23 protein-coding genes are annotated in these 24,027 nt (G+C 60.2%); 11 read left to right on the top strand and 12 right to left on the bottom strand.

Annotation, left to right across the window (positions count from 1 at the left end; genetic code table 11):
* Positions 1-275: 275 nt before the first annotated feature.
* From ACR0E6_RS17975 to ACR0E6_RS18030, 12 genes are all read right to left on the bottom strand, one after another.
* On the bottom strand, positions 276-1,766 hold the full coding sequence (locus ACR0E6_RS17975) for a mannitol dehydrogenase family protein (RefSeq protein WP_480585801.1): 1,491 nt from the start codon (positions 1,764-1,766) through the stop codon (positions 276-278).
* Positions 1,766-2,539, bottom strand: a complete 774-nt coding sequence (locus tag ACR0E6_RS17980) for an L-iditol 2-dehydrogenase (RefSeq protein ID WP_480585804.1) — start codon at positions 2,537-2,539, stop codon at positions 1,766-1,768. Before ACR0E6_RS17980 ends, ACR0E6_RS17975 begins: the two co-directional genes overlap by 1 nt.
* On the bottom strand, positions 2,536-3,540 hold the full coding sequence (locus ACR0E6_RS17985) for an ABC transporter ATP-binding protein (RefSeq protein WP_480585807.1): 1,005 nt from the start codon (positions 3,538-3,540) through the stop codon (positions 2,536-2,538). Before ACR0E6_RS17985 ends, ACR0E6_RS17980 begins: the two co-directional genes overlap by 4 nt.
* Before the next feature lie 12 nt (positions 3,541-3,552).
* Positions 3,553-4,383, bottom strand: a complete 831-nt coding sequence (locus ACR0E6_RS17990) for a carbohydrate ABC transporter permease (RefSeq protein ID WP_170455969.1) — start codon at positions 4,381-4,383, stop codon at positions 3,553-3,555.
* 12 nt (positions 4,384-4,395) lie between these two features.
* The gene (locus ACR0E6_RS17995; RefSeq protein ID WP_170455967.1) at positions 4,396-5,262 is read right to left on the bottom strand and encodes a carbohydrate ABC transporter permease; all 867 of its coding nucleotides are present in this window, start codon (positions 5,260-5,262) and stop codon (positions 4,396-4,398) included.
* A gap of 107 nt (positions 5,263-5,369) precedes the next feature.
* Positions 5,370-6,674, bottom strand: coding sequence for an ABC transporter substrate-binding protein (locus ACR0E6_RS18000; RefSeq protein WP_170524117.1), 1,305 nt, complete (start codon positions 6,672-6,674; stop codon positions 5,370-5,372).
* Positions 6,675-6,769: 95 nt separating this feature from the next.
* Complete coding sequence (locus ACR0E6_RS18005) at positions 6,770-7,795, bottom strand: LacI family DNA-binding transcriptional regulator (protein ID WP_480585813.1); 1,026 nt, start codon at positions 7,793-7,795, stop codon at positions 6,770-6,772.
* A 97-nt stretch (positions 7,796-7,892) separates the two neighbouring features.
* A complete protein-coding gene (locus tag ACR0E6_RS18010) occupies positions 7,893-8,903 on the bottom strand; it encodes an Ldh family oxidoreductase (protein ID WP_480585816.1) in 1,011 nt (336 codons plus the stop codon).
* Positions 8,904-8,915: 12 nt separating this feature from the next.
* Positions 8,916-9,479 (bottom strand): DUF3726 domain-containing protein, encoded by a 564-nt coding sequence (locus tag ACR0E6_RS18015; RefSeq protein ID WP_480585818.1) that lies wholly within the window; start codon positions 9,477-9,479, stop codon positions 8,916-8,918.
* Entirely contained in the window at positions 9,476-11,137 is a 1,662-nt protein-coding gene (locus ACR0E6_RS18020; RefSeq protein ID WP_170455955.1) for a hypothetical protein, read from the bottom strand. The genes ACR0E6_RS18015 and ACR0E6_RS18020 overlap by 4 nt, the downstream gene beginning before the upstream one ends.
* Positions 11,130-12,128: a membrane dipeptidase gene (locus tag ACR0E6_RS18025; protein ID WP_170737981.1), complete on the bottom strand. Its 999-nt coding sequence runs from the start codon at positions 12,126-12,128 to the stop codon at positions 11,130-11,132. The genes ACR0E6_RS18020 and ACR0E6_RS18025 overlap by 8 nt, the downstream gene beginning before the upstream one ends.
* A complete protein-coding gene (locus ACR0E6_RS18030; protein ID WP_480585822.1) occupies positions 12,128-13,570 on the bottom strand; it encodes an aldehyde dehydrogenase family protein in 1,443 nt (480 codons plus the stop codon). The genes ACR0E6_RS18025 and ACR0E6_RS18030 overlap by 1 nt, the downstream gene beginning before the upstream one ends.
* A 104-nt stretch (positions 13,571-13,674) precedes the next feature.
* On the opposite strand from ACR0E6_RS18030, the gene ACR0E6_RS18035 reads away from it, so the two are divergent.
* The 11 genes from ACR0E6_RS18035 (at position 13,675) to amaB (ending at position 24,006) form a co-directional block, all read left to right on the top strand.
* Positions 13,675-14,550, top strand: a complete 876-nt coding sequence (locus ACR0E6_RS18035; protein ID WP_480585824.1) for a LysR family transcriptional regulator — start codon at positions 13,675-13,677, stop codon at positions 14,548-14,550.
* Between the two features lie 119 nt (positions 14,551-14,669).
* Positions 14,670-15,185, top strand: coding sequence for a ferredoxin-type protein NapF (gene napF / locus ACR0E6_RS18040; RefSeq protein WP_170455946.1), 516 nt, complete (start codon positions 14,670-14,672; stop codon positions 15,183-15,185).
* The gene (locus tag ACR0E6_RS18045) at positions 15,182-15,475 is read left to right on the top strand and encodes a chaperone NapD (protein WP_170455944.1); all 294 of its coding nucleotides are present in this window, start codon (positions 15,182-15,184) and stop codon (positions 15,473-15,475) included. Before napF ends, ACR0E6_RS18045 begins: the two co-directional genes overlap by 4 nt.
* On the top strand, positions 15,472-17,964 hold the full coding sequence (gene napA / locus ACR0E6_RS18050) for a nitrate reductase catalytic subunit NapA (RefSeq protein WP_170524143.1): 2,493 nt from the start codon (positions 15,472-15,474) through the stop codon (positions 17,962-17,964). Before ACR0E6_RS18045 ends, napA begins: the two co-directional genes overlap by 4 nt.
* A gap of 27 nt (positions 17,965-17,991) precedes the next feature.
* Positions 17,992-18,813 carry a ferredoxin-type protein NapG gene (gene napG, locus ACR0E6_RS18055; RefSeq protein WP_480585829.1) on the top strand — a complete coding sequence of 274 codons (822 nt, stop codon included), beginning with the start codon at positions 17,992-17,994 and terminating at the stop codon, positions 18,811-18,813.
* The gene (gene napH / locus ACR0E6_RS18060) at positions 18,810-19,727 is read left to right on the top strand and encodes a quinol dehydrogenase ferredoxin subunit NapH (protein WP_480585831.1); all 918 of its coding nucleotides are present in this window, start codon (positions 18,810-18,812) and stop codon (positions 19,725-19,727) included. Before napG ends, napH begins: the two co-directional genes overlap by 4 nt.
* Before the next feature lie 12 nt (positions 19,728-19,739).
* Positions 19,740-20,177 (top strand): nitrate reductase cytochrome c-type subunit, encoded by a 438-nt coding sequence (locus tag ACR0E6_RS18065; RefSeq protein WP_170455936.1) that lies wholly within the window; start codon positions 19,740-19,742, stop codon positions 20,175-20,177.
* Between the two features lie 32 nt (positions 20,178-20,209).
* Positions 20,210-20,905: a NapC/NirT family cytochrome c gene (locus tag ACR0E6_RS18070; protein ID WP_480585835.1), complete on the top strand. Its 696-nt coding sequence runs from the start codon at positions 20,210-20,212 to the stop codon at positions 20,903-20,905.
* A gap of 13 nt (positions 20,906-20,918) precedes the next feature.
* On the top strand, positions 20,919-21,176 hold the full coding sequence (locus tag ACR0E6_RS18075) for a hypothetical protein (RefSeq protein WP_480585838.1): 258 nt from the start codon (positions 20,919-20,921) through the stop codon (positions 21,174-21,176).
* A gap of 208 nt (positions 21,177-21,384) precedes the next feature.
* Positions 21,385-22,491 (top strand): saccharopine dehydrogenase family protein, encoded by a 1,107-nt coding sequence (locus ACR0E6_RS18080; protein WP_480585841.1) that lies wholly within the window; start codon positions 21,385-21,387, stop codon positions 22,489-22,491.
* An 18-nt stretch (positions 22,492-22,509) separates the two neighbouring features.
* The gene (gene amaB / locus ACR0E6_RS18085; protein ID WP_480585844.1) at positions 22,510-24,006 is read left to right on the top strand and encodes an L-piperidine-6-carboxylate dehydrogenase; all 1,497 of its coding nucleotides are present in this window, start codon (positions 22,510-22,512) and stop codon (positions 24,004-24,006) included.
* Positions 24,007-24,027: the final 21 nt, after the last annotated feature.

A 24,027-nucleotide genomic window follows, 5' to 3' on the forward strand; every position in this document is an offset into this window, starting at 1 on the left:
CGTTATCAGGGCTTTCGCGGCCCCACTGCGGCCACGGTCCCTTCAAACCATAACCTGATGGTCAAAGGTGCAATTCCTAAGCCCGAAACCAACTTAAATGACCCAAGCGATCCAAAAAGATAGCCCATCGACCTGTTTAACCAAAGGTTGACAGTGTCAAACCTTTAGCGGCCCCCCAGATGGTAAATGGGTTCTCAACGCATTTGAGCAAAAGGCAAAACCCAATAGAAGTATCGTGTTTGGCCCAAAGTGTTTTTTTGGGCTTCCAGGCCTTCTCAAAGGTACCTTCTCAATGCGGCTCGGGCTCCGTTCTGCCAAATCTCGGAAAGCCAACCTGAAAATTCCTGAGCGAAACGTTCGTTCAATCCGACCTGACCGTACAAACCAGTTTCAACAATCCACGCCTTTGGGTCGTCCTTGGCTGCAATTGCCGCCCGTTGCAATTCGTCCCACAGGGGGTCGTTGGCTTGAATTTCGGTTCCGTCCTCCCGAATGCTCGCGCACATTCGACACCAGAATGCTTCGGCAAGGGCCAAACCCGAAATTGACGCGCCTTCCCCAAGCGCGTCCAGTAGCGACGGCAACAGAAACTCGGGATGGCGAGAGGATCCGTCAAAGGCAACGCGGCGCGTTGTGTCCTGGATGGTTGGGTTTGCAAAGCGGCGCCCGATCAGGGTCAGATAATCAGTGGGGGTGAGGCCGGGGACCGGTTTGACATGGGGCACAATGCACTCTGACTGTACTTTCCGGAAAAACCCGGCAAGATCAGCATCTTTCATGCAATCTGCAATTGTCGGAACGCTTAATATCTCTGCGACATTGGCAAGCAATTGGTGGCCACCATTCAGGATTCTGAGCTTCATGGCCTCATAGGTATGAACGTCGTTTGTTATGGTAACACCGACCTCTTCCAATCGTGGTCGGCCTGCACAAAATGCGTCCTCAATGACCCATTGGCGAAACCGTTCGTGAGTGACCGGGGCTTTGTCATCGACCCCCAGATCGTGACACATCGAAATGACCTGATCCCGGGTGACCGGGACGATGCAATCCACCATCGAATCCGGAAATGCGCCCTGTTGGTCGATCCAATCGGCAAGATCCGGGTCCGACAATTTGGCCAGCCCAATGACGCAGGACCTGAGTATTGCGCCATTGCCCTTGAGGTTGTCGCAACTCAGTGCGGTGAACGGGCGCGTCCCGACGTCCCGGCGGTGTTTCAGGGCCGCGACCAGCGCTCCGAACACCGTCCGGGGTTGGTTTGGGTTTTGCGCGTCATGTTGGATATCGTTATGTGTTGTGTCAAAATCCCCTGTATTAGGGTCTTGATAGTAACCGCCTTCCGTCACCGTCAACGATACGATGCGGATCGCCGGATCCGACATCTGTCGGATCAGGGCACGGTTCCCCTTTTCAATAGGCACATAGTCGATCATCGGGGCGATGACCTCGGCCGAGATTCCCGAAGGGTCGAGCTCGATCAGGGTTGTCAGGCAATCCTGGGCCATCAGCTTTTCACGCATCTCGGCGTCATAGGGTCGAACGCCCGCGCCGATGATCGCCCAGTCTTTTGCCCTGCCCATTTGCATCAGTTGATGGATGTACCAGGCCTGATGGGCCCGGTGGAAATTGCCCAAACCGATATGCACAATGCCCGGTGTTAGGTCTTTGGGCCTGTACCGAGGTGTTTTGACCTCTGCCGGCAGATCCGCCAAGGCAGATCGGCGCAGTTTGATCGGCATATGTGTTTCCGAGCGCGGGTCCATCAGCTCATCCAGTTTCCGCCATCGACGTTATAAGTTTGGGCCACGATGTATTCGGCCTCGTCCGAGGCCAGAAAGACGGCCATACCAGTCAGATCCCCGGCGTGGCCCATGCGGCCATAGGGGACCGCCGCCGCAACCTCGCGCTTTTTCTGGCCGGGCGCTTTGCCTTCGTATCTGGCGAAGAAGGCATCGACACCGTCCCAATGTTCACCGTCCACAACCCCGGGGGCGATGGCGTTTACGTTGATCCCGTGCTGGATCAGGTTCAGCCCTGCGGATTGAGTCAGCGAGATCACCGCAGCCTTGCTGGCGCAATAGACGGCGACCAGAGGTTCCCCGCGCCGTCCGGCTTGCGAGGCCATATTGATGATCCGACCTTTGACGTCGTTTTTGATCATGTGCCGCGCCACCGCCTGCAACGTGAACAGGGTGCCCGCCACGTTGATGTCAAAGACGCGCTGGTAGTCGGCGCGATCAATCTCGGTGATTGGCGCGGCGGTAAAAATGGCTGCGTTGTTGATGAGAATGTCGATGGTGCCGAACCGGTCGGCGGTTTGGTCAATTGCGGTCTCAATACTGGCCTGATCAGTGACATCCATTTCCACCGCCAAGGCCGCTGATCCAATCTGTGCGGCCGCATCTTTGGCGCGGGCAATATCGATATCGGCAATGGCAACCTGCGCGCCCTCGGCCACATAGGCCTGGGCAAAGGCCAGCCCGATCCCGCGGGCGGCCCCTGTAATCAGCGCGGTTTTGCCCTTCAGGCGCGTCATTCGATCCGCAGCCCCTGTTGATCAAACCGGTGAATGACGTCGGCGCGTGGGGTCAGGTGGATGCGATCCCCGTGGCGGAACCCGACCTCGCCATCCGCGCGGACGGTGATGGTTTCGGCCAGACCGGTTTCGTGGATGTGGAAGAACGTGTCGGACCCAAGATGTTCCGACACGCCGACAACGCCGGACCATGTGCCTTCGGTATCGGACACTGCGATGTGTTCCGGGCGAATGCCGATGGTCTGCGCGCCGTGTTTTGCGGCCTCGTCCCCTTCGATGAAATTCATCTTGGGTGAGCCGATGAAACCCGCGACGAACAGGTTGCGCGGGGTTCGATAGAGTTCCAGTGGAGAGCCGACCTGCTCGATAACGCCTGCTTGCAGCACGACGATCTTGTCCGCCATGGTCATCGCTTCGACCTGATCATGGGTTACGTAGATCATCGTGGTCGCAAGGCGCTCGTGCAATTCGCTAATCTCAAGCCGCATTCCCACACGCAACGCTGCGTCGAGGTTCGACAGCGGTTCATCGAACAGGAATGCTGCCGGTTCCCGCACAATCGCGCGGCCGATGGCGACCCGCTGACGTTGGCCGCCGGACAACTGGCCGGGGCGGCGGTCCAGATAGTCGGTCAGGTTCAGAACGCCTGCCGCGCCTTCGACGCGTTTGTCGATCTCGGCCTGATCCAGCTTGGCCATGCGCAACGGGAACGCGATGTTCTTGCGCACGGTCATATGCGGATACAGAGCATAGGATTGGAAAACCATCGCCAGCCCGCGTTTGGCGGGTGGCACGTCCGTTGCATTCGACCCGTCAATGTCGATGGAGCCGCTGGTGATGTCTTCCAGCCCCGCGATCAGGCGCAACAGGGTGGACTTACCGCAGCCCGAGGGGCCGACGAAGACGGTGAACTCGCCATCTTCGATGGTCAGGTCCAGCGGGGGAATGACCTGAACGTCGCCGAAGCTTTTGGTCACGGACTTGAGTTGGATACGTCCCATACGTCGTCTTCCTTATTTCACAGCGCCGAAAGTCAGGCCGCGGACAAGTTGTTTCTGGCTGAACCAGCCAAGGATCAGGATTGGTGCAATCGCCATGGTCGAGGCTGCGCTGAGCTTGGCAAAGAACAGGCCCTCGGGGCTGGAATAGCTGGCGATGAAGGCGGTCAGAGGCGCGGCATCGACGGCGGTCAGGTTCAGGGTCCAGAACGCCTCGTTCCACGCCAGGATAAAGTTCAGCAACACGGTCGAGGCGATGCCGGGAATGGCCATGGGCGTCAGCACATAGAGGATTTCCTCTTTCAACGTCGCCCCGTCCATCCGCGCGGCTTCCAGAATCTCACCCGGAATTTCGCGGAAATAGGTATACAGCATCCAGACGATGATCGGCAGGTTGATCAGCATCAGAACAACGACCAATCCTCCGCGTGTGTCCAGCAGACCCAGCCGGATGAACAGCAGGTAGATCGGGTAGAGCACGCCAACCGCAGGCAGCATCTTGGTAGACAGCATCCACAGCAGGATGTCCTTGGTCCGTTTGGACGGCACGAAGGCCATGGCCCAAGCGGCGGGCACTGCGATGATCACACCCAGAATGGTTGACCCCCCCGCGATGATGACCGAGTTCCACAGGAACCGCATATAGTCCGAGCGTTCCTGCACGATGGCATAGTTCTCCAGCGTCCAGTTGAAGTTCAGGAACAGGGGCGGGCTGGCAATCGCCTGCGCCTCGGTCTTGAAGCTGGTCAGGATGGTCCACAGGATCGGGAAAAAGATCAGCAGCCCAACAGCCCAGGCGAGGGCGGTGTTCAGCGTTTTTCGACGGGGTGTGACGGCGCGGGCCATGGTCTTACCTCCTCACGCGTCCAGGTTTTTGCCGACGATGCGCATCAGGAAGATGGCAACGATGTTGGCAAGGATGATGGCGTAGACACCTCCGGCTGACCCAAGGCCGACATTCTGGCTTTCCAGCACGCGCTGGAAGATCAGGTAGGTGAGTGTGCGGGTGCCGAATGCGCCGCCGGTGGTCACGAAAATCTCGGCGAAGATCGACAACAAAAAGATCGTCTGGATCAGGATCACGATGGTGATCGCGCGGCTCAGATGCGGCAGGACGATGTGGTAAAAGCGTTTCAGCACCGGCGCGCCGTCCATTTCCGCGGCTTCCAGCTGCTCACTGTCCAGCGACTGGATCGCGGTCAGAAGGATCAGTGTCGCAAAGGGTAGCCATTGCCATGAGACGATCATGATGATCGAGGTCATCGACGCCTCGGACAGCCATGAAATCGGCTCGGCCCCGAAAAAGCGCCACAGATGCGCCAGCAGGCCGTTCACCGGATCCATGAACATGTTCTTCCAGACCAAAGCGGAGACGGTGGGCATCACAAAGAAGGGCGCGATCACCAGAATGCGGACAACGCCTTGCCCCCACATCGGCTGGTCCAACAGCATCGCCAGAAGAACACCCAGAATGACCGTGATCACCAACACGCCGCCGACAATCAAAAGCGTCGCCTGAACCGCAGGCCAGAAAGAACTGGAGGAAACGAACCGGATGTAGTTGTCGAACCCGACCCAGCCCAGATCACCACCGCGCAGGGGCAGGTATTTCTTGAAGGAGAAATACAGGGTCATCGTCAGAGGCACGAGCATCCAGCCAAGCAGCAGGACCACTGCGGGTGCCATCATCAGGCGGGCAACGGATCGGGAATGTTGGGTTGCCATGGCGCAAGACCTCTCTGTTCAGGCATAGGGCTAGCCTGCGAGAAAAACACGAGTTGTGAAAGTGGGGAGCGGGGGACAGGCACCTGTCCCCCACTGGGAGGGAGGCCTCAGTACCCTGCGGCTTCCATCTCTTCGGTGGTGAAGGCCTGCGCTTTGGCAAGGGCTTCGTCCACGGTTTGCTGACCGGCATAAACCGCCGAGAATTCCTGGCTGACCTGCGTGGCGATGCCTGCAAACTCAGGAATGGCGACAAACTGGATGCCGGTATAGGGCGTCGGCTGGGCACAGCAGTTCTGCGGATCCGCCGCAAGGATCGACTTCAGCGTCATCTGCGCGAAAGGGATATCCTTGTAGTTGTCGTTTTCATAAAGCGAGGTCCGCGCACCCGGAGGCACATTGGCCCAGCCTTCGTTCTCGGCCACCAGCTCGATATAGTCCTTCGAGGTCGCCCATTCGATGAACTGCTTCGCGGCGTCTTCCTGCTGGGTCCCAGCCGGAATGGCCAGTGCCCAGGCCCAGAGCCAGTTGGCGCGCTTATCAACGCCTTCTGAATTTGGTGCCAGCGCAAAGCCGACCTTGTCCGCCACGGTTGAATCGTCGGGGTTGGTCACGAATGATGCGGCAACGGTCGCGTCGATCCACATCCCGCACTTGCCCTGCTGGAACAGCGACAGGTTTTCGTTGAATCCGTTGGTGGCATAACCCGCAGGACCGGATTCATTCATCATATCGACAAAGAATGTCAGTGCTTCTTTCCACTCGGGCTGATCGAACTGGGGCTTCCAGTTTTCATCGAACCAGCGCGCACCGAATGAGTTCCCGGTTACGGTGATAAAGGCGCCGCCTTCACCCCAGCCCGCCTTACCGCGCAGGCAGATGCCGTTGATGTCATTGTCCCGGTCCGTCATCGCCGCCGCAGCTTCGCGGATGAATTGCCAGGTGGGGGCTTCGGGCATGTCCAGACCGGCAGCTTCCATCAAGTCGGTGCGATACATGATCATCGAGCTTTCGCCATAAAACGGCGCGGCATAAAGCGTGCCGTCATTGCTCAGCCCGCCTGCCATGGCGGGCAGCAGGTCGCCCACATCGTAGTCATCGGACATGCCATCCAGCGGCACCAACCAGCCATTTGCGCCCCAGATGGGCGTTTCGTACATGCCGATTGTCATGATGTCGAACTGTCCACCCTTGGTGGTGATGTCCGTGGTCACGCGCTGACGCAGCACGTTTTCTTCCAGCGTGACCCATTCCACATCGATGCCGGTCGCTTCGGTGAAATTGTCGGTGTAGCCCTGCATCCGGATCATGTCGCCATTGTTGACGGTGGCAATCGTTATGGTTTGCGCATGGGCCGCGGCCGTGGCGACGAAAGTCAGTGCAGTCGCCGCACGAAGTGCGTTCTTAAAATACATCCCTGTCCTCCCTGAGCTTGGATGTCATGCAGGAAGGGTAGTCGGTAAATTATCGCGGCGTCAATAAAAACTTTACGCGCGTTAAAGTTTGGCGATCACGCGGACTCCCGCAATACAAGCCGGGCCGGGAACAGGGTTTCCCTTCGGCTGTCAAATTTCCCCCCACTTTCAATGAGTTCGAACAGTGTTTCGACACTGCGTCCCGCGACATTGTCATAGTCATGCGCCGCCGTGGTCAAAGACGGGCAGGTGAATTTTGCAAAGGGATGATCGTCGTTCGAGGCGACTCTCAAGCTGCAATCGTCTTTGCGACCAACCCGAATCCCCTGTTCGTAACAGGCGGCAAGAAACCCGATTGCCAGGCGGTCATTGCTGCACAGAACCGAGTTTGTTTTCAGCGCGCCGCCCTCCAGAACTTTCAAAGCGCCCCGATGCCCGATCTCTTCAAATGCCCAGCCTTCGCCGTCGATCCTGATCACATGGGGGTCGAACCCCAGACGCTCCATCACCTCGACATAGGCCTTGCGCCGCTTGTTGGCGTTGGGGTTTGCGGGTGTCCGCATCTCGAAGAACGAAGGCGGCTCACCTGTGCGGGTCATGTATTCCACGGTCTGCGAGACAAAGCTGAAATTGTCTGATCCGATAAAGGCCGCACCCAGCCCCTCGATATTGCTGTCGAACAGGACCGTCGGCACGTTCTTGCAGAACTTTTCAATCGCCGACCGGTCCGAGTCGCGCCCCAAGGGCGCAAGCAACACACCCGCCGGTTTCAGCGAGCGCAGGCTGTCCAGAATCTCGACCTCAAGTTTCCGTTCGCCATGCGAGCTGAACAGCGAAGGCCTATAGCCTGCGGCGATGCAGCTTTGTTCCAGATAGCGTGCGATCTCGGCAAAGAACGGGTCGGCAAGGTAGGGGACGACGATGCCGATATTCTTGGTCAGTTTCCGGTTCTGATTGATCGCGAAGATATTGGGGCGGTAGTCGAACCTCTCCAGCGCTTCTTCGATGCGGGCGCGGGTGGTTGGGCGGACGCTGTCAGGATCATGGAAGTATTTGGAAACGGTCGGCCGGGATATTCCGCTGAGGGCCGCGAATTCTTCCATATTCCTGATTTTGGTCATTCTACCCTGCCTGCACCCGGAGAGCTGTCTTGATTTGCGCTATCTTTACATAATCTTTGCGCGCGATAACAATCAAGGGTCAGGCATCCGCGTGTGTTCAGGCAAGGATCGCTTCGATCCGATCCAGGGTCGCCTGATTTACCGCGATGCCCTGCTCGGCAGCGTTGCGGCGTTTCGCCTGACGGCCATCGCCGGGCAGATGTGCACCATCCTGCACGCGGATGGCGTGGACCAGCGCTTCAATCCGGTCGGCAAACGCCCCACCGGAAGTCGCACCCGGATCAATGGCCAGGAACATCTGGCCGGTGCGGGGCGGGCCGCCTGCGGTGCCCGAGAAAGGCGACGCGTCGATCCCCAGGGTTGCGCCGGTCATGGCGGCAGCCAGCACTTCGGTCAGCAGCGAAACTCCGACGCCTTTATACCCGCCCGACGGGGCCATCGAGCCTTTGAGCCCCACATTAGGGTCTGTTGTCGGATTTCCCTCGCTGTCCAGCGCCCAGCCTACGGGGATCGGTTTGCCTTCGCGCGCGTGTTTCATCACCTCGGATTTGGCGATTGTACTGGCGGATTGGTCGATCAGCAAAGCGGGCTGGCCGTCTGGTCCGGGTGCAGCGACAGAGAACGGGTTGGTCCCGACCACCGGTTTTGCCCCGCCGGAAGGCGCAATCGACGCAGGCGCGTTGGTAAAGCCCAGCCCCAGCAGCCCGGCCTGTGCCAGCCGGTAGGTATGATAGCCCAGAACCCCGCAGTTATAGCTGTTCTTGATGGCAAGCGCGGCAATCCCGTGTTCATTTGCCAAAGGGATCAGTTTTTCGAACCCGGCATCGATGGCCGAATGGGCAAAGCCGGTGGCCGCATCAACTGCGATCACGCCCGGGCGTGGCTGGTCCACAACTGGTGTGGCCTGCCCATCCACTTTGCCGCATTGCACATGCTCGCAATAGATCGGGATATAGGCCAACCCGTGGCTGGCAACGCCATCGGCTTCGGTTGCGGCGGTGGCAACAGCCAGGGGTCGGGCGTTGGCCTCGGACGTGCCAGCGGCCACCAATGCGCGCAGGGCCAGATCTTCGATTTCGGCCAGTGTCAGGGTCTTGGTTTGCATCATCAACTCACTTAGTCAGTCATTGTCAGTTGCCCCGGCACCAGCGCCGCGCGCGCGGCTTTCCTCGGTCGCCGGGGCATAGGTTCGATGGGCCAGCGCGTTCAGTGCCTGCCAATCGCGCGGCAGTGGCGCGGCGCGGGTTGCATGGGTGCGGGCTGTGGTCAAAACGCCGCCGCTTGCGATGGTTACGGTCTCGGACCGGTCAGGAAATCCCTGCGCCAACTCCAGTGACCTGCCATTTGTCACCGCCACCACGCCGCCGCATTTCACAGTGACACACGCTTTGATCAGGCGGGCGGCGTTGGCTGCAAAGGGCAGGATCATAAGCGGAGTGCTGACAGCGGGAATGGTGACGGTTTCGGTGGTCAGAACGCGCGCCCGATCCGACAGGGACACGCCCTTGATCAGTGTTTGCGCCCCGGTCTCCAGATCAGTGGTCAGAGCACCGACCCCGTCCAGACCCTGAGCGCACAACCAGCGGCAGGCCTTTGCCGCCTCGCCCGCCAGCCCCCAGGGTTGGCCCGCCCCACGGGTCGCCCGCTTGGCGATGGTTTCCACCTCATTCAACGACAGGGTCATGCGGACGGCTCGGGATAGACCCACAGGTCGGCATTGTCCGGCGTCAGATCGGGCGGATAAGGGGCCCCGGCATACATGACCACGCGCACCCACCGGTCCGAGCGGGGATCAAACCGGGTTACGCCAAAAAAGGACAGTTTGGCGCGCAGCATGTCAATCGGCACCACGTCGGCCCCGATCGTGTTCGAGCGGATCTCGCCATAGGGCGCTGAGCGTGTGATCTGGGCGCGCCGGACGCTTTGGCGATGTTCGGGGTGGTGGGCGAGGGTGTCTGCCACCGGGCTGTGCGGGTCCGCTGTTACAAGCACGGCCAACGCTGCCGTGGCATCACGGGCCGGGGCCAGCGGTTGTTCGTAGGCTTCTATCGGTTCCTCGAACCGTTCGCCTAACCTTGGTTCCAGCTTCTCTTCCGAGATATACCACGCCCTTGCGCAGTTCTCGGGCGCGGTCCAGTCCCGATCCAGCAAGGGGCCGAAATTCCGACGCAACAGGTTGGACACCTCAGCCACAGGCATGGACCCATCCAGCACAAAGGGCCCGCTGTGATCGGACATTGTGGTCGCCAGATCATCGACCAGATCGCCATGCGGCTCCAGAATCAAGGAGGCGACAAGCTCTTGCCCTTCAGCGCTGAGCGTTTGGTCCGTCCAAATCATGAGATTATTCCAAGGCGTCGCGCCCGACAGCCCTGTATCTTCCAAATAAGACCCAAGCGCGGCCAGATCGTCCGTCAGGTGCTGAAGCTTGACGATCTGGATCGGGTGTTCAGATCGCCATGTCGCCACAAGCTGTTCGCACCTGTTGACCAGATCGCGAAACAGGTCGATCTGTTCAGGCGAGGCGGGCAGGTCGCGCACCCGCGCAATGGCGGTTTCGCGGGCCACAATCCAATTGTTCAGCAAAACCGGATGGTTGACCAGATAGGGGGCCATGCCCAGCCCGGTCGAATTGCCGATGCCGATCTGCCGCGCAAGACCTTCGTCCAAACGCGCGGCCCTGTCGCCGCCGCGCACCTGTGCCATATGCTCGACCAGATCGCGTACGAACCAGCGGGTCAGGTAGACCGACAGCATCTCGGCCTGAAACGGCGACTGCATCTCGGGCCGGTTGGCAATCACCTCGCGGTCGGCGGCCCCCAGCTTGCCCGAGCCGTAAACAGCGGTAGTGCGCATCAGATACCCGACCGCTTCAAGCTGGTTCGCATCCGGCTGGCGGCCATTGGACAGGCAGTCCACCACATGTTCCCACAACCGGACCGAGCGGTTGGCGCGGCTGACCGAAATCTCACGTTCAGTGACCCGGCCCGCTTCTTGCAGGGGCACGTTTTGCGACAGGCGCTCGATGTCATGGGGCTCGGGCACGCCGTCAAACAGGGTGAATGTCGTGTCCCATGCGGTCGCAATCACCCGGTCCGAGCGCATGTGGTCCGGCAAATCATGGGCGAATGCCACCAGCGAATAGGCGCGTTCCGGCCCTTGCGCGGTATAAACGGCGTGGCCGACGCCCTGTTCGTCGATCTCAAAAACCGGGCGTGAGAATTCCCAGCTTTCCCGAGCCATCCGGCGGGTCAGCTGCCGCATAAAGCTGAGCCGGCATTGATGCAGCGACCCCAGCCGTTCCAGGGTCATGATCTTCTCGGGTGGGCGCAGCTCAGCCATCTGACTGCCCGTGCGGCGTGAAATTGTCAGCGAAGAAACGGTACCAATTGCCGCCCATAACGGCGGCGACATCCGCGTCATTCATGCCGGTTGCGCGCAGGCCGGATTCGATGTTGCCAAAGTCGCGGTTGTCCCGGAACCAGTCAGGCATGGGCGGAAATCCCGGCGCGGCAGCCGAGCCTTCGCCATAGTCGATCTCTTTGCTCCACCGTCCCACGCGCATCCATTCCACAATGCTGTCGGGCTGATCCTGACACAAATCGGTGCCGATCCCCAAATGGTCGATGCCGAACTTGTCCGCCGTGCGCGCGATCATCTCGCAAAACTCCTGCAGCGAGCAGCCCGAGCCGCCCTTTAGGTGATGAGGGTAGATCGAAAAGCCTAACATGCCGCCATTTTCTGTCACTGCACGGATGACATCGTCGCGCTTGTTGCGCAAAGCCGGATGCCAGTCGTGGGGGTTGGCATGGGTGATGGCGATGGGGCGGGCGGAATGATCGGCGGCTTCGATGGTCGAGCGATCCCCGGAATGGCTCATGTCGATCACCAGCCCCACACGGTTCATCTCGCGCACGACCTGCTTGCCCATGCGGGTGAGGCCGGTGTCTTCGGCCTCATAACAGCCGGTCGCCAGAAGCGATTGGTTGTTATAGGTCAACTGCATGAACCGCGCGCCGAGCGTGTGTACGATTTCGACCAGGCCAATATCGTCTTCGATGGGTGAGGGGTTCTGGAAGCCGAAGAACACCGCCGTGCGCCCGGTTGCACGGGCGCGGTCGATATCCGAGGCATTCAGCCCCTTCATGATCAAATCCGGATATTGCTCGAACCAGCGGTTCCAGCGTTCGAAGTTCAGGACGGTTTCGCGAAAGCTTTCGTGATAGGCGATGGTGACGTGGATCGCATCAACCCCGCCTTCGCGAAGCTGCCGAAAGATCTTTTCGGACCAGTTGGCATATTGCAGCCCGTCTATCCTGAGGGTGGGCCGCATCAGACGGGGCCTGCGCTTATGTAGGCGGTTTTGACCGTGGTGTAGAACTCGGCCGCGGCCTTGCCCTGTTCGCGCGGCCCGTAGGAACTGTCGCCGCGCCCGCCAAACGGCACGTGATAGTCGGTGCCCGCTGTCGGCAGGTTCACCGTGACCACACCGGTGCGCGCATTGCGGCGGAAATGCGTGGCCCGCGCCAGCGAGCGGGTCACGATGCCCGAGGTCAGGCCAAAGTTGGTGTCGTTGACGACGCTCAGCGCCTCGTCATAGCTGCCAACCTTGATGACGCTGGTCAGGGGGGCGAACATCTCTTCACGGTTTATCGCCATGTCATTGGTGGTGTTCAGGAACACGCCAGGGCTCATGTAGAACCCGTCATGCGGCATATCCAGACGTGCGCCGCCACAGGCCAGCTCGGCGCCTTCGGATTTGCCCAGATCGACATAGGCCAGATTTTCGTTCAACTGCTGCTGGCTGACGACGGGCCCCATCTGCACGCCTTCTTCCAGCGCGTGACCAACCTTCATCGCTTGCGCGCCAGCAACCAATTTCTCGACAAAGGCGTCGTGGATGTTTGCGTGGACGACCAGCCGGGATGAGGCAGTGCATTTCTGTCCGGTGCCACCAAAGGCCCCGCCCAGTGCCAGCGTGACGGCCAGTTCCAGATCGGCATCGTCCATAACCGCCAGCGCGTTCTTGGACCCCATCTCCATCTGCACTTTCGTCAGGTTCTGGATTGCGGCGGCGGCGATCCCCTTGCCCACCGGGACCGAGCCGGTAAAGGAAATCGCGTCGATCAACGGGCTTTCCACCAGACGCTGACCAATTGTGCCGCCCGAACCCATGATCAGGCTGAACAGACCTTTGGGGATATCCTGCCGTGCGATGATCTCGGTCAGCGCGACCGCTGATGCCGGGGTCACATTCGCCGGTTTCCATACGACCGCGTTGCCATAGCACAGCGCAGGCGCGATCTTCCACGAGGCGGTCGCGGTCGGGAAGTTCCACGGGCTGATGATCGCCACAGTGCCCACCGGTTCGCGGCGCACGTCAATCTCAATATCTGGGCGCACGGAATCGGCGTTTTCCCCGATCTGGCGCAGGCATTCGGCGGCGTAATAAGTGAAGAACTGACCGGCCCGATAGACCTCGCCCTTGCCCTCGGTCAGAGGTTTGCCTTCTTCACGGCTCAGCAATGTGCCCAGCTCTTCTGCGCGGGCCATCGTTTCGGTGCCGATGGCGTTCAGCACGGCTTGCTTCCGCTCCAGCCCATAAGCCGCCCATTCGGCCTGAGCCGCGCGGGCGCGGGTCAGGGTGGCGTCCAGCTGATCCGATGTTGCCTGAGCGTACATACCGATCAGGTCGGTTACATCCGACGGGTTGCGGTTTTCAATCTCGGTATCACCCGCCAGCCATTCGCCAGCGATAAGGTTCTTGTGGGTCACGGAAAGCCTCGGGAAAGGTTTGAGCAAGGTTGCGGGATGATGGACATGGGGTAACGCATCAGTCAAACTCAAATTTCTTGAGGAAACTTCAGGAAAATTGAAATATGGCGATCAAGATCGAGATGTTGCGATGCTTCTGCACGGTGGCGGAAACGGGCAATCTTGCGGATGCGGCCGACCGGTTGGGTCGCACGCAATCTGCGGTTTCCATGACGCTGAAACAGCTTGAGGCGCATCTGGGCCGCCCCTTGTTTGTCGGAGAGCGCAAAAACCGCCTGACGGACTTGGGGGCCCATGTGCTTCAACTGGGCCAAAGCCAGTTGCGGCAGTTCGATTCGACGCTGGAAACCATCGACATGCTGACCCGCGCGCCGCAAGGCCTGCTGCGGATCGCAGCAGTGCCGTCGATGGCGGCATTGGTCTTTCCACCCCTCGTGCGCCATTTCACAGACCACCATCCGGGGGTGAAGATCGAGCTGCGGGACACCGATACCGAGCAGGTTCTGGACGCCATTTGGCAGGGCTGGGCGGATATCGGGATCGCCTCGTCCCGAAGGCCGGTGAAAGGCACCAAAGTTGCGCCGCTGTTTCAGGACCCGTTCGGGCTGGTGATGTCGGATCATCACCCGCTGGCCTCGGTGTCTGGACCGATCACCATCAGCGACGTGTTTCGCAGCCCGTTTCTGCGCAATGCGCTGTGCGATCAGATACAGTCGCGGCGTATTCAGGACCATCTGGCCAGAATCGATGTCACCGTTCACAACACCCATTCCCTGCTGGCCATGGTCAGCACCGGCAGCTGGGGCACGCTGTTGCCTCAGGCCGCGACTCGGCTTGTCTCATCCGATCTCAAGTTCCGAAAAATCGTTGATCTGCCGGAAACGCGCGAGGTCTTTTTGTACCAGTCCGAAACCACCGCCTGGCCGATGCTGGCGGACGAGGCCGCCGGGGTAATCCGGTCGTCCAGCGCCAAAACATGATTCTTAATGAGATTATTTGTTTTGCCGCGTGAAAATTGACCTGTGTCAAATTCGGTAAGTTTGAAAACTGTTAGCACGGCTGATACGTTTGACATTGTCCAGGACACGGTCGCCAGCACATGAGCCAGATGACCACAAGACGCGCGTTTCTCAGCGCACGCGCACTTCGCGAGGATAAGGACGCGATTCGTCCTCCGGGTGCGGTGGAATCTGGTTTTGTGGATGCCTGTTCCGCATGCGGGGATTGCATAACCGCTTGCCCCGAAGGGATTTTGTCAAAGGACGCCGATGGATACCCGATCCTTGAACTGAATGCCGGTGCCTGTACCTTTTGTGCAGGCTGCGCCGAGGTCTGCGAAACCGATGCGCTGCAGGTTGATCGCGTGCCTGACTGGCCATGGCGCGCCGCCGTACAGGCGACCACGTGCCTGTCGATGAAGGGCATCAGTTGCCGTGTGTGTCAGGACAGTTGCGATGCGCGTGCGATCCGTTTCCAGTTGCAACTGGGCGGGCGTGCGGAACCCGTTCTGGATCAGGACAGTTGCATCGGCTGCGCCGCCTGCGCCTCGGCCTGCCCGGTTGGCGCGGTCGCGCTTGAACGCCCTCAAACACCCAAACCAGAGGTCATCCAATGAACATTTGCGGTTGCCTTGTTCACGTGGCTGCGGATCGAACCGCATCAGCCCGTGCAACCATGACCGAAACCGATGGCGTCGAGGTTCATGCCGAAGCCGAAGATGGCCGTTTCGTTGTTGTCGTCGAAGATACGTCCGACCGATTGGCATCCGAGACGATCATGGATCTGCATCAGATCCCCGGCGTGATTTCACTGACGCTGACCTATCACCATTTCGAAGATCTGGCGGAATCCCCGCCCCAACCCAATGCCCCAAGCCAACCGACCAGCAGGAGGCTCGTCCAATGACTGTTTCTGAATCCCGTCGTACATTCCTCAAGGCATCTGCTGCTGCCGCCACCGCTTCGGCCGCCGGTATCCCGATGGCTGCCGGTCAGGCGAATGCACAGGCCGATGCGCCCGACATCCGCTGGGACAAGGCAGCCTGCCGGTTCTGCGGCACCGGCTGCTCGGTTCTGGTGGGCACCAAGGATGGCCGCGTGGTCGCAACCCAGGGCGACCCGGACGCACCGGTCAACCGGGGCCTGAACTGCATCAAGGGCTATTTCCTGTCCAAGATCATGTACGGTCAGGACCGCCTGACCACGCCGCTGCTGCGCAAGACCAATGGCGAATACGACAAGAATGGCGAGTTCGAGCCGGTCAGCTGGGACGAAGCTTTTGACGTGATGGCCGCCAAGTGGAAAGAGGCCCTGGCCAAGAAAGGCCCGACCAGCGTGGGCATGTTCGGCTCGGGACAGTGGACGGTTTGGGAAGGCTATGCCGCTTCGAAACTGATGAAAGCTGGCTTCCGGTCGAACAATATCGACCCCAATGCGCGGCACTGTATGGCCTCGGCCGTGGTGGGCTTCATGCGCACCTTCGGCATTGACGAGCCGATGGGCTGCTATGACGACCTCGAACACGCGGATACGTTTGTTCTGTGGGGCTCGAACATGGCCGAGATGCACCCGATCCTGTGGTCGCGCCTGACCGACACGCGCCTGACCAAGCCGGGCTGCGAAGTGCATGTGCTGTCGACCTTCGAACATCGCTCGTTCGAGCTGGCCGACAATGGCATCGTGTTCGAACCGCAGACCGATCTGGCGATCCTGAACTATATCGCCAACTACATCATCCAGACCGGCGCAGTGAACGAAGAGTTCGTCAAGAACCACGTCAACATCACCAAGACCGCAACCGATATCGGTTACGGCCTGCGCGACAACAACCCGCTACAGCAAGAGGCTGAGAACCCGAACTCGGGCAAGCTCGAGCCGATCAGCTTTGAGGAATATGCCAAGGCAGTCGAGCCTTACACGCTGGAATACACCGCCGAACTGTCCGGCGTTCCGGCCGACAAGCTGGAGAAACTGGCCAAGCAATATGCCGACCCGAACCGCAAGGTCATGAGCCTTTGGACCATGGGCTTCAACCAGCATACCCGCGGGTCCTGGGTGAACTCGCTGATGTATAACGTCCACCTGCTGGTGGGTAAGATTTCGGAACCCGGCAACTCGCCCTTCTCGCTGACAGGTCAGCCCTCGGCATGCGGGACAGCGCGCGAGGTTGGTACCTTTGCCCACCGTCTGCCCGCTGACATGGTGGTGGCCAATGACGAGCACCGGAAAATCTGTGAAACCGCGTGGAATATCCCTGAAGGGACCATTCCGCCCAAGCCCGGCTTCCACGCCGTTCTGCAGCACCGCAAACTCAAGGACGGCGACCTGAACGCCTATTGGGTGCAGTGCAACAACAACATGCAGGCCGCGCCGAATATCAACGAGGAAGGTTATCCAGGCTATCGCAACCCGGAAAACTTCATCACCGTGTCCGATCCCTATCCGACGGTCACTGCCGTATCCGCCGACCTGATCCTGCCCACCGCCATGTGGGTGGAAAAGGAAGGTGCCTATGGCAACGCCGAACGCCGCACCCAGTTCTGGCGGCAGCAGGTGAAAGCGCCGGGTGAGGCGAAATCGGACCTGTGGCAGTTGATGGAATTCTCCAAACGCTTCACCGTCGAAGAGGTCTGGGGCGAGGAACTGCTGGCCAAAATGCCCGAGCATCGCGGCAAGACCATGTTCGACGTGCTTTACGCAAACGGTCAGGTCGACAAGTTCCCGCTGTCCGAAACCGCCGAAGGTTTCGACAATGACGATGCCGAACACTTCGGGTTCTACGTTCAGAAAGGTCTGTTCGAAGAATATGCCGAGTTTGGGCGCGGACATGCGCACGATCTGGCCCCGTTCGAGATGTACCATCAGGCGCGCGGCATGCGCTGGCCGGTCGTGGACGGCAAGGAAACGCTGTATCGCTTCCGCGAAGGCTATGACCCTTATGTGTCCGAAGGTGCGGGCGTCGAATTCTATGGTCACAAGGATGGCAAGGCCAAGATCATCTTTGCGCCGTTCGAACCCGCTGCAGAGGTGCCGGATGAAGAATATGATCTGTGGCTGTCCACCGGTCGGGTTCTGGAGCACTGGCACTCGGGTTCGATGACCCGCCGTGTGCCGGAACTGCACCGCGCCTATCCGAATGCGGTCGTCTACATGCACCCCGAAGACGCGCGGGATCGTGGTCTGCGGCGCGGGCAGGAAATCGTGCTGTCCACTCGCCGTGGCGAGGTCACAAGCCGGGTCGAGACCCGTGGCCGCAACAAGGTGCCGCGTGGTCTGGTCTTCATGCCCTGGTTTGACGAGCATCAGCTGACCAACAAGCTGACGCTGGACGCGACCTGCCCGCTGTCGAAAGAGACCGACTTCAAGAAATGCGCCTGTAAGGTCGAGCGCGCGTAACCGGCAAGGATCGCAAAGGTCGTCCCCATGTATCCCCTTGTCGACACACCCCTTTCGCCGCAGCGGCGCCGGTTCCTGCAGGACTCGGCGCGGGCGGCGGGCGGCTGCGCAGTCGCCGGGCTCGGGCTGGCGTGGCTGGCCCGCGATGCCCGTGCCCTGCCGGCCGAGGCGTTGCGCCCGCCCGGCGCGCTGCCGGAAAAGGAGTTTCTGTCGGCCTGCATTCGCTGTGGGCTCTGCGTGCGGGATTGTCCTTACGATACGCTGAAACTGGCTGAATTAGGGTCTGATGCTGCGGCGACGGGCACGCCCTATTTCACTGCCCGTGATGTGCCTTGTGAAATGTGCGATGACATTCCGTGCGTCGCGGCCTGCCCGACAGGGGCGCTGGATCCGGGTCTGCAAAACATCGACGACGCCGAAATGGGCGTTGCGGTGCTGGTCGATCAGGAGAACTGCCTGAACTTCCTCGGCCTGCGCTGCGATGTCTGCTATCGGGTCTGCCCCGTCATTGACGAGGCGATCACACTGGAAACCGCGCATAACACCCGCTCGGGCCACCATGCGCTGTTCATCCCAACAGTGCACGCTGACCGCTGCACCGGCTGCGGTGTGTGTGAGAAAAGCTGCGTTCTGCCCGAAGCGGCGATCAAGGTCCTGCCCACCCGACTGGCGCGCGGCAGCAGCGCGGATCACTATCGCAAAGGCTGGGAAGAGAAAGAGGCCAGGGGCGCCCCCTTGGTCGAGGGTCTGATCGATCTGCCTGATCGCCTGCCGGGACCGGGGATCGACAATCTGGCCGCTCCCGGCGGGTTCGAGCCCGGATACGCCTTACCGGGGGCAGGGCAATGAGCGCGCGTACCCATATGCCTGTCGGGCGCGAGGCCATCGAGGCCAAGGGCTGGATCGGCGCGCATAGGTTCCTGCTGTTGCGCCGTAGCAGCCAGCTGTTCTTTCTGGCGCTGTTCCTTCTGGGGCCATGGTTCGGGATATGGATTATTCAGGGCACGTTGGCCGGGTCGCTGACCCTTGGCGTCTTGCCGCTGACCGACCCGTTTGTTCTAATGCAGAGTCTGATTGCAGGCCATTGGCCCGAACTGACGGCCCTGATCGGCGCGGTGATCGTGCTGGTTGCCTATGCGCTGATCGGAGGCCGGGTTTACTGCTCGTGGGTCTGCCCGATCAACCCGGTGACCGACGCGGCCAACTGGCTGCACCGCAAGCTGGACCTGCCCAAGGGCTGGCAACCCAAACGCGGAACCCGCCTGTGGGTGCTGGCCACCGTCCTGATCGTCTCGGGCCTGGGCGGTGTGATCGCGTGGGAACTGGTGAACCCGATCACCATGCTGCATCGCGGATTGATCTTTGGCATGGGCTTTGTCTGGGCCATGGTTGCGGCCATCTTCGTCTTTGACCTTTTCGTTTCGCGCCATGGCTGGTGTGGGCACCTGTGTCCGGTTGGTGCGTTCTACGGCCTGATCGGCACCAAAAGCCTGCTGCGGGTCAGCGCCCACAACCGCGTTGCCTGTGACGATTGCATGGATTGCTATGCGGTCTGCCCCGAAAATCAGGTGATCTCGCCCGCTCTCAAGGGCAAACCGGGATCCAGCCCGCTGATCCTGTCGCCCGACTGTACCAATTGCGGCCGCTGCATAGATGTCTGCGCGGTCGACGTCTTCAACTTTACTCACCGGTTCGACGACCACGTCACCAAACCCATCCGTCCAGTTGCCGCGCCAGAGACGCGCGCCGCCAGACTTCATTAAGGGAGTGCCAAGATGAAAATATCAATCGTGACAGGTGGAATTGCCCTGATCCCCGTCCTGCTCCTGAGTGGGTTTGCCCTTGCGCAGTCAGCCCAGGTGGAAACGCTGCGGGGTGCGGATGTGGATGAGCTGATCCCGCTTGATCAGATCCACAAGAATGTCGAAGGGCGCATGCAGCGCAACTATCGCCAGCAACCGCCGCTGATCCCGCATTCGATCGAACAGTACCAGATCGACATCCGCACCAATCAGTGCCTGTCCTGCCATGACTGGACCAAAGCGGGTGAGCGTAACGCGCCGACCCTGTCGATGACCCACTATCTGGATCGCGAAGGGCGCGAGTTGGATCAGATCGCGGGCACCCGGTATTTCTGCAACCAGTGCCACGTGCCGCAGGCGGATGCTCCGCCGCTGGTCGAAAACGTGTTTCAGCCGTCCTCGGGCAACTAATCCAACCCACAAGAAAATAAAGGAGCACCAATATGGCAGCATCTCCTGAAAAACGCGGTTGGATCCGCCGCCTCTGGTCCTGGATCTGGACCCCGGCTGTGGCCTTCAGTTCCGGGTTCCTGATTCTGGCGGGTTTTCTGGCCGGTATCCTGTTCTGGGGTGGGTTCCACTGGACACTGGAACTGACCAATACCGAGGAATTCTGCGTCTCGTGCCACACGATGGAAACCAACCTGGGCGAATATCGCGAGACCATCCACTATAACAACCACTCTGGCGTGCGGGCGATCTGTTCCGACTGCCACGTGCCGCACGAGTGGAATCACAAGATCAAGGCCAAGATCATGGCCGTGAAGGACGTGTATCACGAACTGGCCGGGACCATCAGCACGCCTGAGAAATACGAGGCGCATCGCCTCAGCATGGCCTCGGCGGTCTGGAAGAAGATGAAGGCGTCGGACAGCCGCGAATGCCGGAACTGCCACAACTTCGACTATATGGACTTCACCATTCAGGAAACCCGCGCCGCATCCGAGCATCAGCGCGCCATCGACAACAACATGACCTGCATCGACTGCCATCAGGGCATCGCGCACAGCCTGCCGCCCAATTACCTTGAGACCTACGAGGATGTAACGGCCGAACTGGAAGGCAAAGCACCGTTGCAGCAGCACGCAACCGCCGACAGCGACGAAATCCGGTCATTCCTGTCCACGCGGACCGATTGAGAAGGGGCGAGATATGCTTGATATTCTGGGAACCATCGGCGGCAATATCCTAAGCTTGCCGGGTATTCTTGGCCTCGCCCTTGGCATGATGACCCGCCGTCTGTGGCTGGGCGCAACGTTGGGCGGTCTGGTCGGTGTGGCCGAAACCCTGGTATTTGCCGGGTTTCAGTTCGCCCATGTCGAAGCGCTGGAACTGATGATTGCTATCGTGGTTGGCGTTTGTGCAGGCAGCGTCGGCACGATGATCCGGCTGAAAGGTGCGACCGTCTGACGGCGTTCTACCCCGGGTAAACAACAGATTGATGTCAGACGCTCCGGACTGCGGTCCGGGGCGTTTTTCTGTCAGGTCCGTGATTTTCCATAATGACGGAAATCTCGGCATAATGACGAATATGACGTGCTTTTCGTCAAGATACCCCCTGCGAAATGACCATCCTCTGCGCCACTCTTGAAGGAAAACCAGAAAGAGGAGGCACGCAATGTCCTGGACTGTTTGCGTCGTAGGGGCTGGCAAAATCGGGCAGATGATCGCCACGCTTCTGAAAGGATCACCGAATTACAGCGTCACCGTCGCAGATCACGATCTGAAAGCGCTGGGCGAGGTTGCAAAGCTGGGCGTGGCCACCAAGCAGATCGATGCGAAAGACGCTGAGGGGCTGGCCGAGGGGCTGGATGGCTTCGACGCCGTCATCTCAGCAGCCCCGTTCTTTCTGACCCCGACCATTGCCAAAGCGGCCAAACAGGCAGGCGCGCATTACTTTGACCTGACCGAGGATGTCGCGGCCACCAACGCGGTGCGCGAACTGGCCGACGGAAGCCAAACCGCCTTCATGCCGCAATGCGGTCTGGCACCCGGATTTGTCGGTATCGCGGGCGCGTCGCTGGCGGCGGAATTCGACCAGATCGACAGTCTGCACATGCGGGTGGGGGCCTTGCCGCTTTTTCCCACCAACGCGCTGAAATACAATCTGACATGGTCCACGGACGGGTTGATCAACGAATACTGCAATCCCTGCGATGCCATCGTGAATGGTGAACGCGTCAAGACCGCACCGCTGGAAGACTATGAGGTGCTGGGCCATGACGGGGTGGAATACGAGTGCTTTAACACCTCAGGCGGTCTGGGGACATTGCCGGAAACGCTGGAGGGCAGGGCGCGGGCGGTCTCCTATCGCTCGATCCGTTATCCGGGCCATTGTGATATCCTGAAACTGCTGTTGCACGATCTTGGTTTGGAACGCCGCCGCGATTTGCTGAAAGAGATCTTCGAGGCCGCCCTGCCGCGCACCGATCAGGATGTGGTGTTGGTCTATTGCACGGCCAAAGGCATGATCGACGGAGCGCTACGCGAGAAATCCCTGATCAACAAAAGCTTCGCCCGCGAGATCAACGGACAGGTCTGGAGCGCCATTCAAGTCACAACCGCCGCAGGTGTTCTGGGCGTCGTCGATCTGATGCGCACCGGCGTTCTGCCCTCGACCGGGTTTGTCCGGCAAGAGCAGGTGAACCTGTCCGATTTCCTGAACACTGAATTTGGCCGGCTCTACCGGGCGGGCGATGTAACCCCACAGAACAAGGCGGCGTGAGAAATGAAAGACGTTGTGATGACTGCAGAAACCACTCTGGCAAACCTCGACCTGACTGCTGCCGAGTTGACGGGCGGCACGCTGACCGTGCGATCCCCGATTGACGGGCGCGTTCTGGCTGAAGTGCACGAAACCCCGGCCTCCGAGGTGGAGACCATCTTTGCCAATGCCAAAACCGCGTTCAAAGCGTGGCGTACCGTGCCAGCCCCGCGCCGGGGTGAGTTGATCCGCCTGCTGGGCGAAGAACTGCGCGCCGCCAAGGACGACCTGGGCGCGCTGGTCAGTTGGGAGGCGGGCAAGATTACGTCCGAAGGTCTGGGCGAAGTGCAGGAGATGATCGATATCTGCGACTTTGCCGTTGGCCTCTCGCGACAGCTGTACGGTCTGACCATCGCCTCGGAACGCCCCGGCCACCGGATGATGGAGACGTGGCATCCGGCAGGGCCGGTCGGTGTGATCTCGGCCTTCAATTTCCCGGTTGCGGTCTGGTCGTGGAACGCAGCGCTGGCGATTGTCTGCGGCGATCCGGTGATCTGGAAACCGTCCGAAAAATCGCCGCTGACGGCAATGGCCTGTCAGAAGATTTTCGAACGCGCACTGGCCCGGTTTGGCGACGCACCCGACAACCTGCTGCAAACCCTGATCGGCGGGGCCGCGCTGGGCGAAGCGCTGGTCGCAAGCGAGGATGTTCCGGTGATCTCGGCCACCGGGTCAACCCGCATGGGCCGCGCGGTTGCGCCCATCGTCGCGGCGCGGTTCGGCAAGTGCATTCTGGAACTTGGCGGCAATAATGCAATGATCGTTGGCCCCTCGGCGGATCTGGAAATGGCCGTGCGGGCGATTGTGTTCTCGGCTGTTGGAACCGCAGGGCAACGGTGCACGACGCTGCGGCGGTTGATCGTGCATAACTCGATCAAGGATGAACTGGTTGCGCGCCTCAAGAAAGCCTATGCCGGTCTGCCCATTGGCGATCCACTCGCCGAAGGCACGCTGGTTGGGCCTTTGGTGGATGAAGCCTCGGGCGCTGCAATGACCGCCGCGCTGAAGGCGGCTGAGTCCGAAGGCGGCACCGTGTTTGGTGGCCAACGCGTGACCGAAGGGGTGCCGGGCGGTGTCTACATGGAACCCGCAATCGTGGAAATGCCGGGCCAGACGGACGTGGTCAAAACCGAGACCTTTGCCCCGATCCTTTACGTGATGGGTTATGACGATTTCGATCACGCGCTGGACTTGCAGAACGACGTCCCGCAGGGCCTGTCCTCCTGCGTGTTCACGCTGAACATGCGCGAGGCCGAGCAATTCCTGACCGCAGCCGGATCGGATTGCGGCATCGCCAACGTGAATATCGGGCCATCCGGGGCCGAGATTGGTGGCGCGTTTGGGGGCGAGAAGGAAACCGGTGGCGGGCGTGAAAGCGGCTCGGACGCGTGGAAAGCCTATATGCGACGCCAGACCAATACCGTGAATTATTCGGCTGAACTGCCATTGGCACAGGGCGTGAAGTTCGACATCTGATCACGGTTCCGGCGGTGCGGA

It is taken from the genome of Ruegeria sp. AP12 (assembly GCF_056540025.1).

Bases quoted from the DNA above. Each gene is read 5' to 3' on its own strand.
- napA (WP_170524143.1), top strand. From the start codon at position 15,472: ATGACTGTTTCTGAATCCCGTCGTACATTCCTCAAGGCATCTGCTGCT.
- ACR0E6_RS18025 (WP_170737981.1), bottom strand. From the start codon at position 12,128: ATGCGGCCCACCCTCAGGATAGACGGGCTGCAATATGCCAACTGGTCC.
- ACR0E6_RS18045 (WP_170455944.1), top strand. From the start codon at position 15,182: ATGAACATTTGCGGTTGCCTTGTTCACGTGGCTGCGGATCGAACCGCA.
- ACR0E6_RS18015 (WP_480585818.1), bottom strand. From the start codon at position 9,479: ATGACCCTGTCGTTGAATGAGGTGGAAACCATCGCCAAGCGGGCGACC.
- ACR0E6_RS17975 (WP_480585801.1), bottom strand. From the start codon at position 1,766: ATGGACCCGCGCTCGGAAACACATATGCCGATCAAACTGCGCCGATCT.
- ACR0E6_RS18080 (WP_480585841.1), top strand. From the start codon at position 21,385: ATGTCCTGGACTGTTTGCGTCGTAGGGGCTGGCAAAATCGGGCAGATG.
- napG (WP_480585829.1), top strand. From the start codon at position 17,992: ATGTATCCCCTTGTCGACACACCCCTTTCGCCGCAGCGGCGCCGGTTC.
- ACR0E6_RS17980 (WP_480585804.1), bottom strand. From the start codon at position 2,539: ATGACGCGCCTGAAGGGCAAAACCGCGCTGATTACAGGGGCCGCCCGC.
- ACR0E6_RS17995 (WP_170455967.1), bottom strand. From the start codon at position 5,262: ATGGCAACCCAACATTCCCGATCCGTTGCCCGCCTGATGATGGCACCC.
- napH (WP_480585831.1), top strand. From the start codon at position 18,810: ATGAGCGCGCGTACCCATATGCCTGTCGGGCGCGAGGCCATCGAGGCC.
- ACR0E6_RS18000 (WP_170524117.1), bottom strand. From the start codon at position 6,674: ATGTATTTTAAGAACGCACTTCGTGCGGCGACTGCACTGACTTTCGTC.
- ACR0E6_RS18065 (WP_170455936.1), top strand. From the start codon at position 19,740: ATGAAAATATCAATCGTGACAGGTGGAATTGCCCTGATCCCCGTCCTG.
- ACR0E6_RS18075 (WP_480585838.1), top strand. From the start codon at position 20,919: ATGCTTGATATTCTGGGAACCATCGGCGGCAATATCCTAAGCTTGCCG.
- ACR0E6_RS18020 (WP_170455955.1), bottom strand. From the start codon at position 11,137: ATGGCTGAGCTGCGCCCACCCGAGAAGATCATGACCCTGGAACGGCTG.
- ACR0E6_RS17990 (WP_170455969.1), bottom strand. From the start codon at position 4,383: ATGGCCCGCGCCGTCACACCCCGTCGAAAAACGCTGAACACCGCCCTC.
- ACR0E6_RS18005 (WP_480585813.1), bottom strand. From the start codon at position 7,795: ATGACCAAAATCAGGAATATGGAAGAATTCGCGGCCCTCAGCGGAATA.
- ACR0E6_RS18010 (WP_480585816.1), bottom strand. From the start codon at position 8,903: ATGATGCAAACCAAGACCCTGACACTGGCCGAAATCGAAGATCTGGCC.
- ACR0E6_RS18035 (WP_480585824.1), top strand. From the start codon at position 13,675: ATGGCGATCAAGATCGAGATGTTGCGATGCTTCTGCACGGTGGCGGAA.
- ACR0E6_RS17985 (WP_480585807.1), bottom strand. From the start codon at position 3,540: ATGGGACGTATCCAACTCAAGTCCGTGACCAAAAGCTTCGGCGACGTT.
- amaB (WP_480585844.1), top strand. From the start codon at position 22,510: ATGACTGCAGAAACCACTCTGGCAAACCTCGACCTGACTGCTGCCGAG.
- napF (WP_170455946.1), top strand. From the start codon at position 14,670: ATGAGCCAGATGACCACAAGACGCGCGTTTCTCAGCGCACGCGCACTT.
- ACR0E6_RS18070 (WP_480585835.1), top strand. From the start codon at position 20,210: ATGGCAGCATCTCCTGAAAAACGCGGTTGGATCCGCCGCCTCTGGTCC.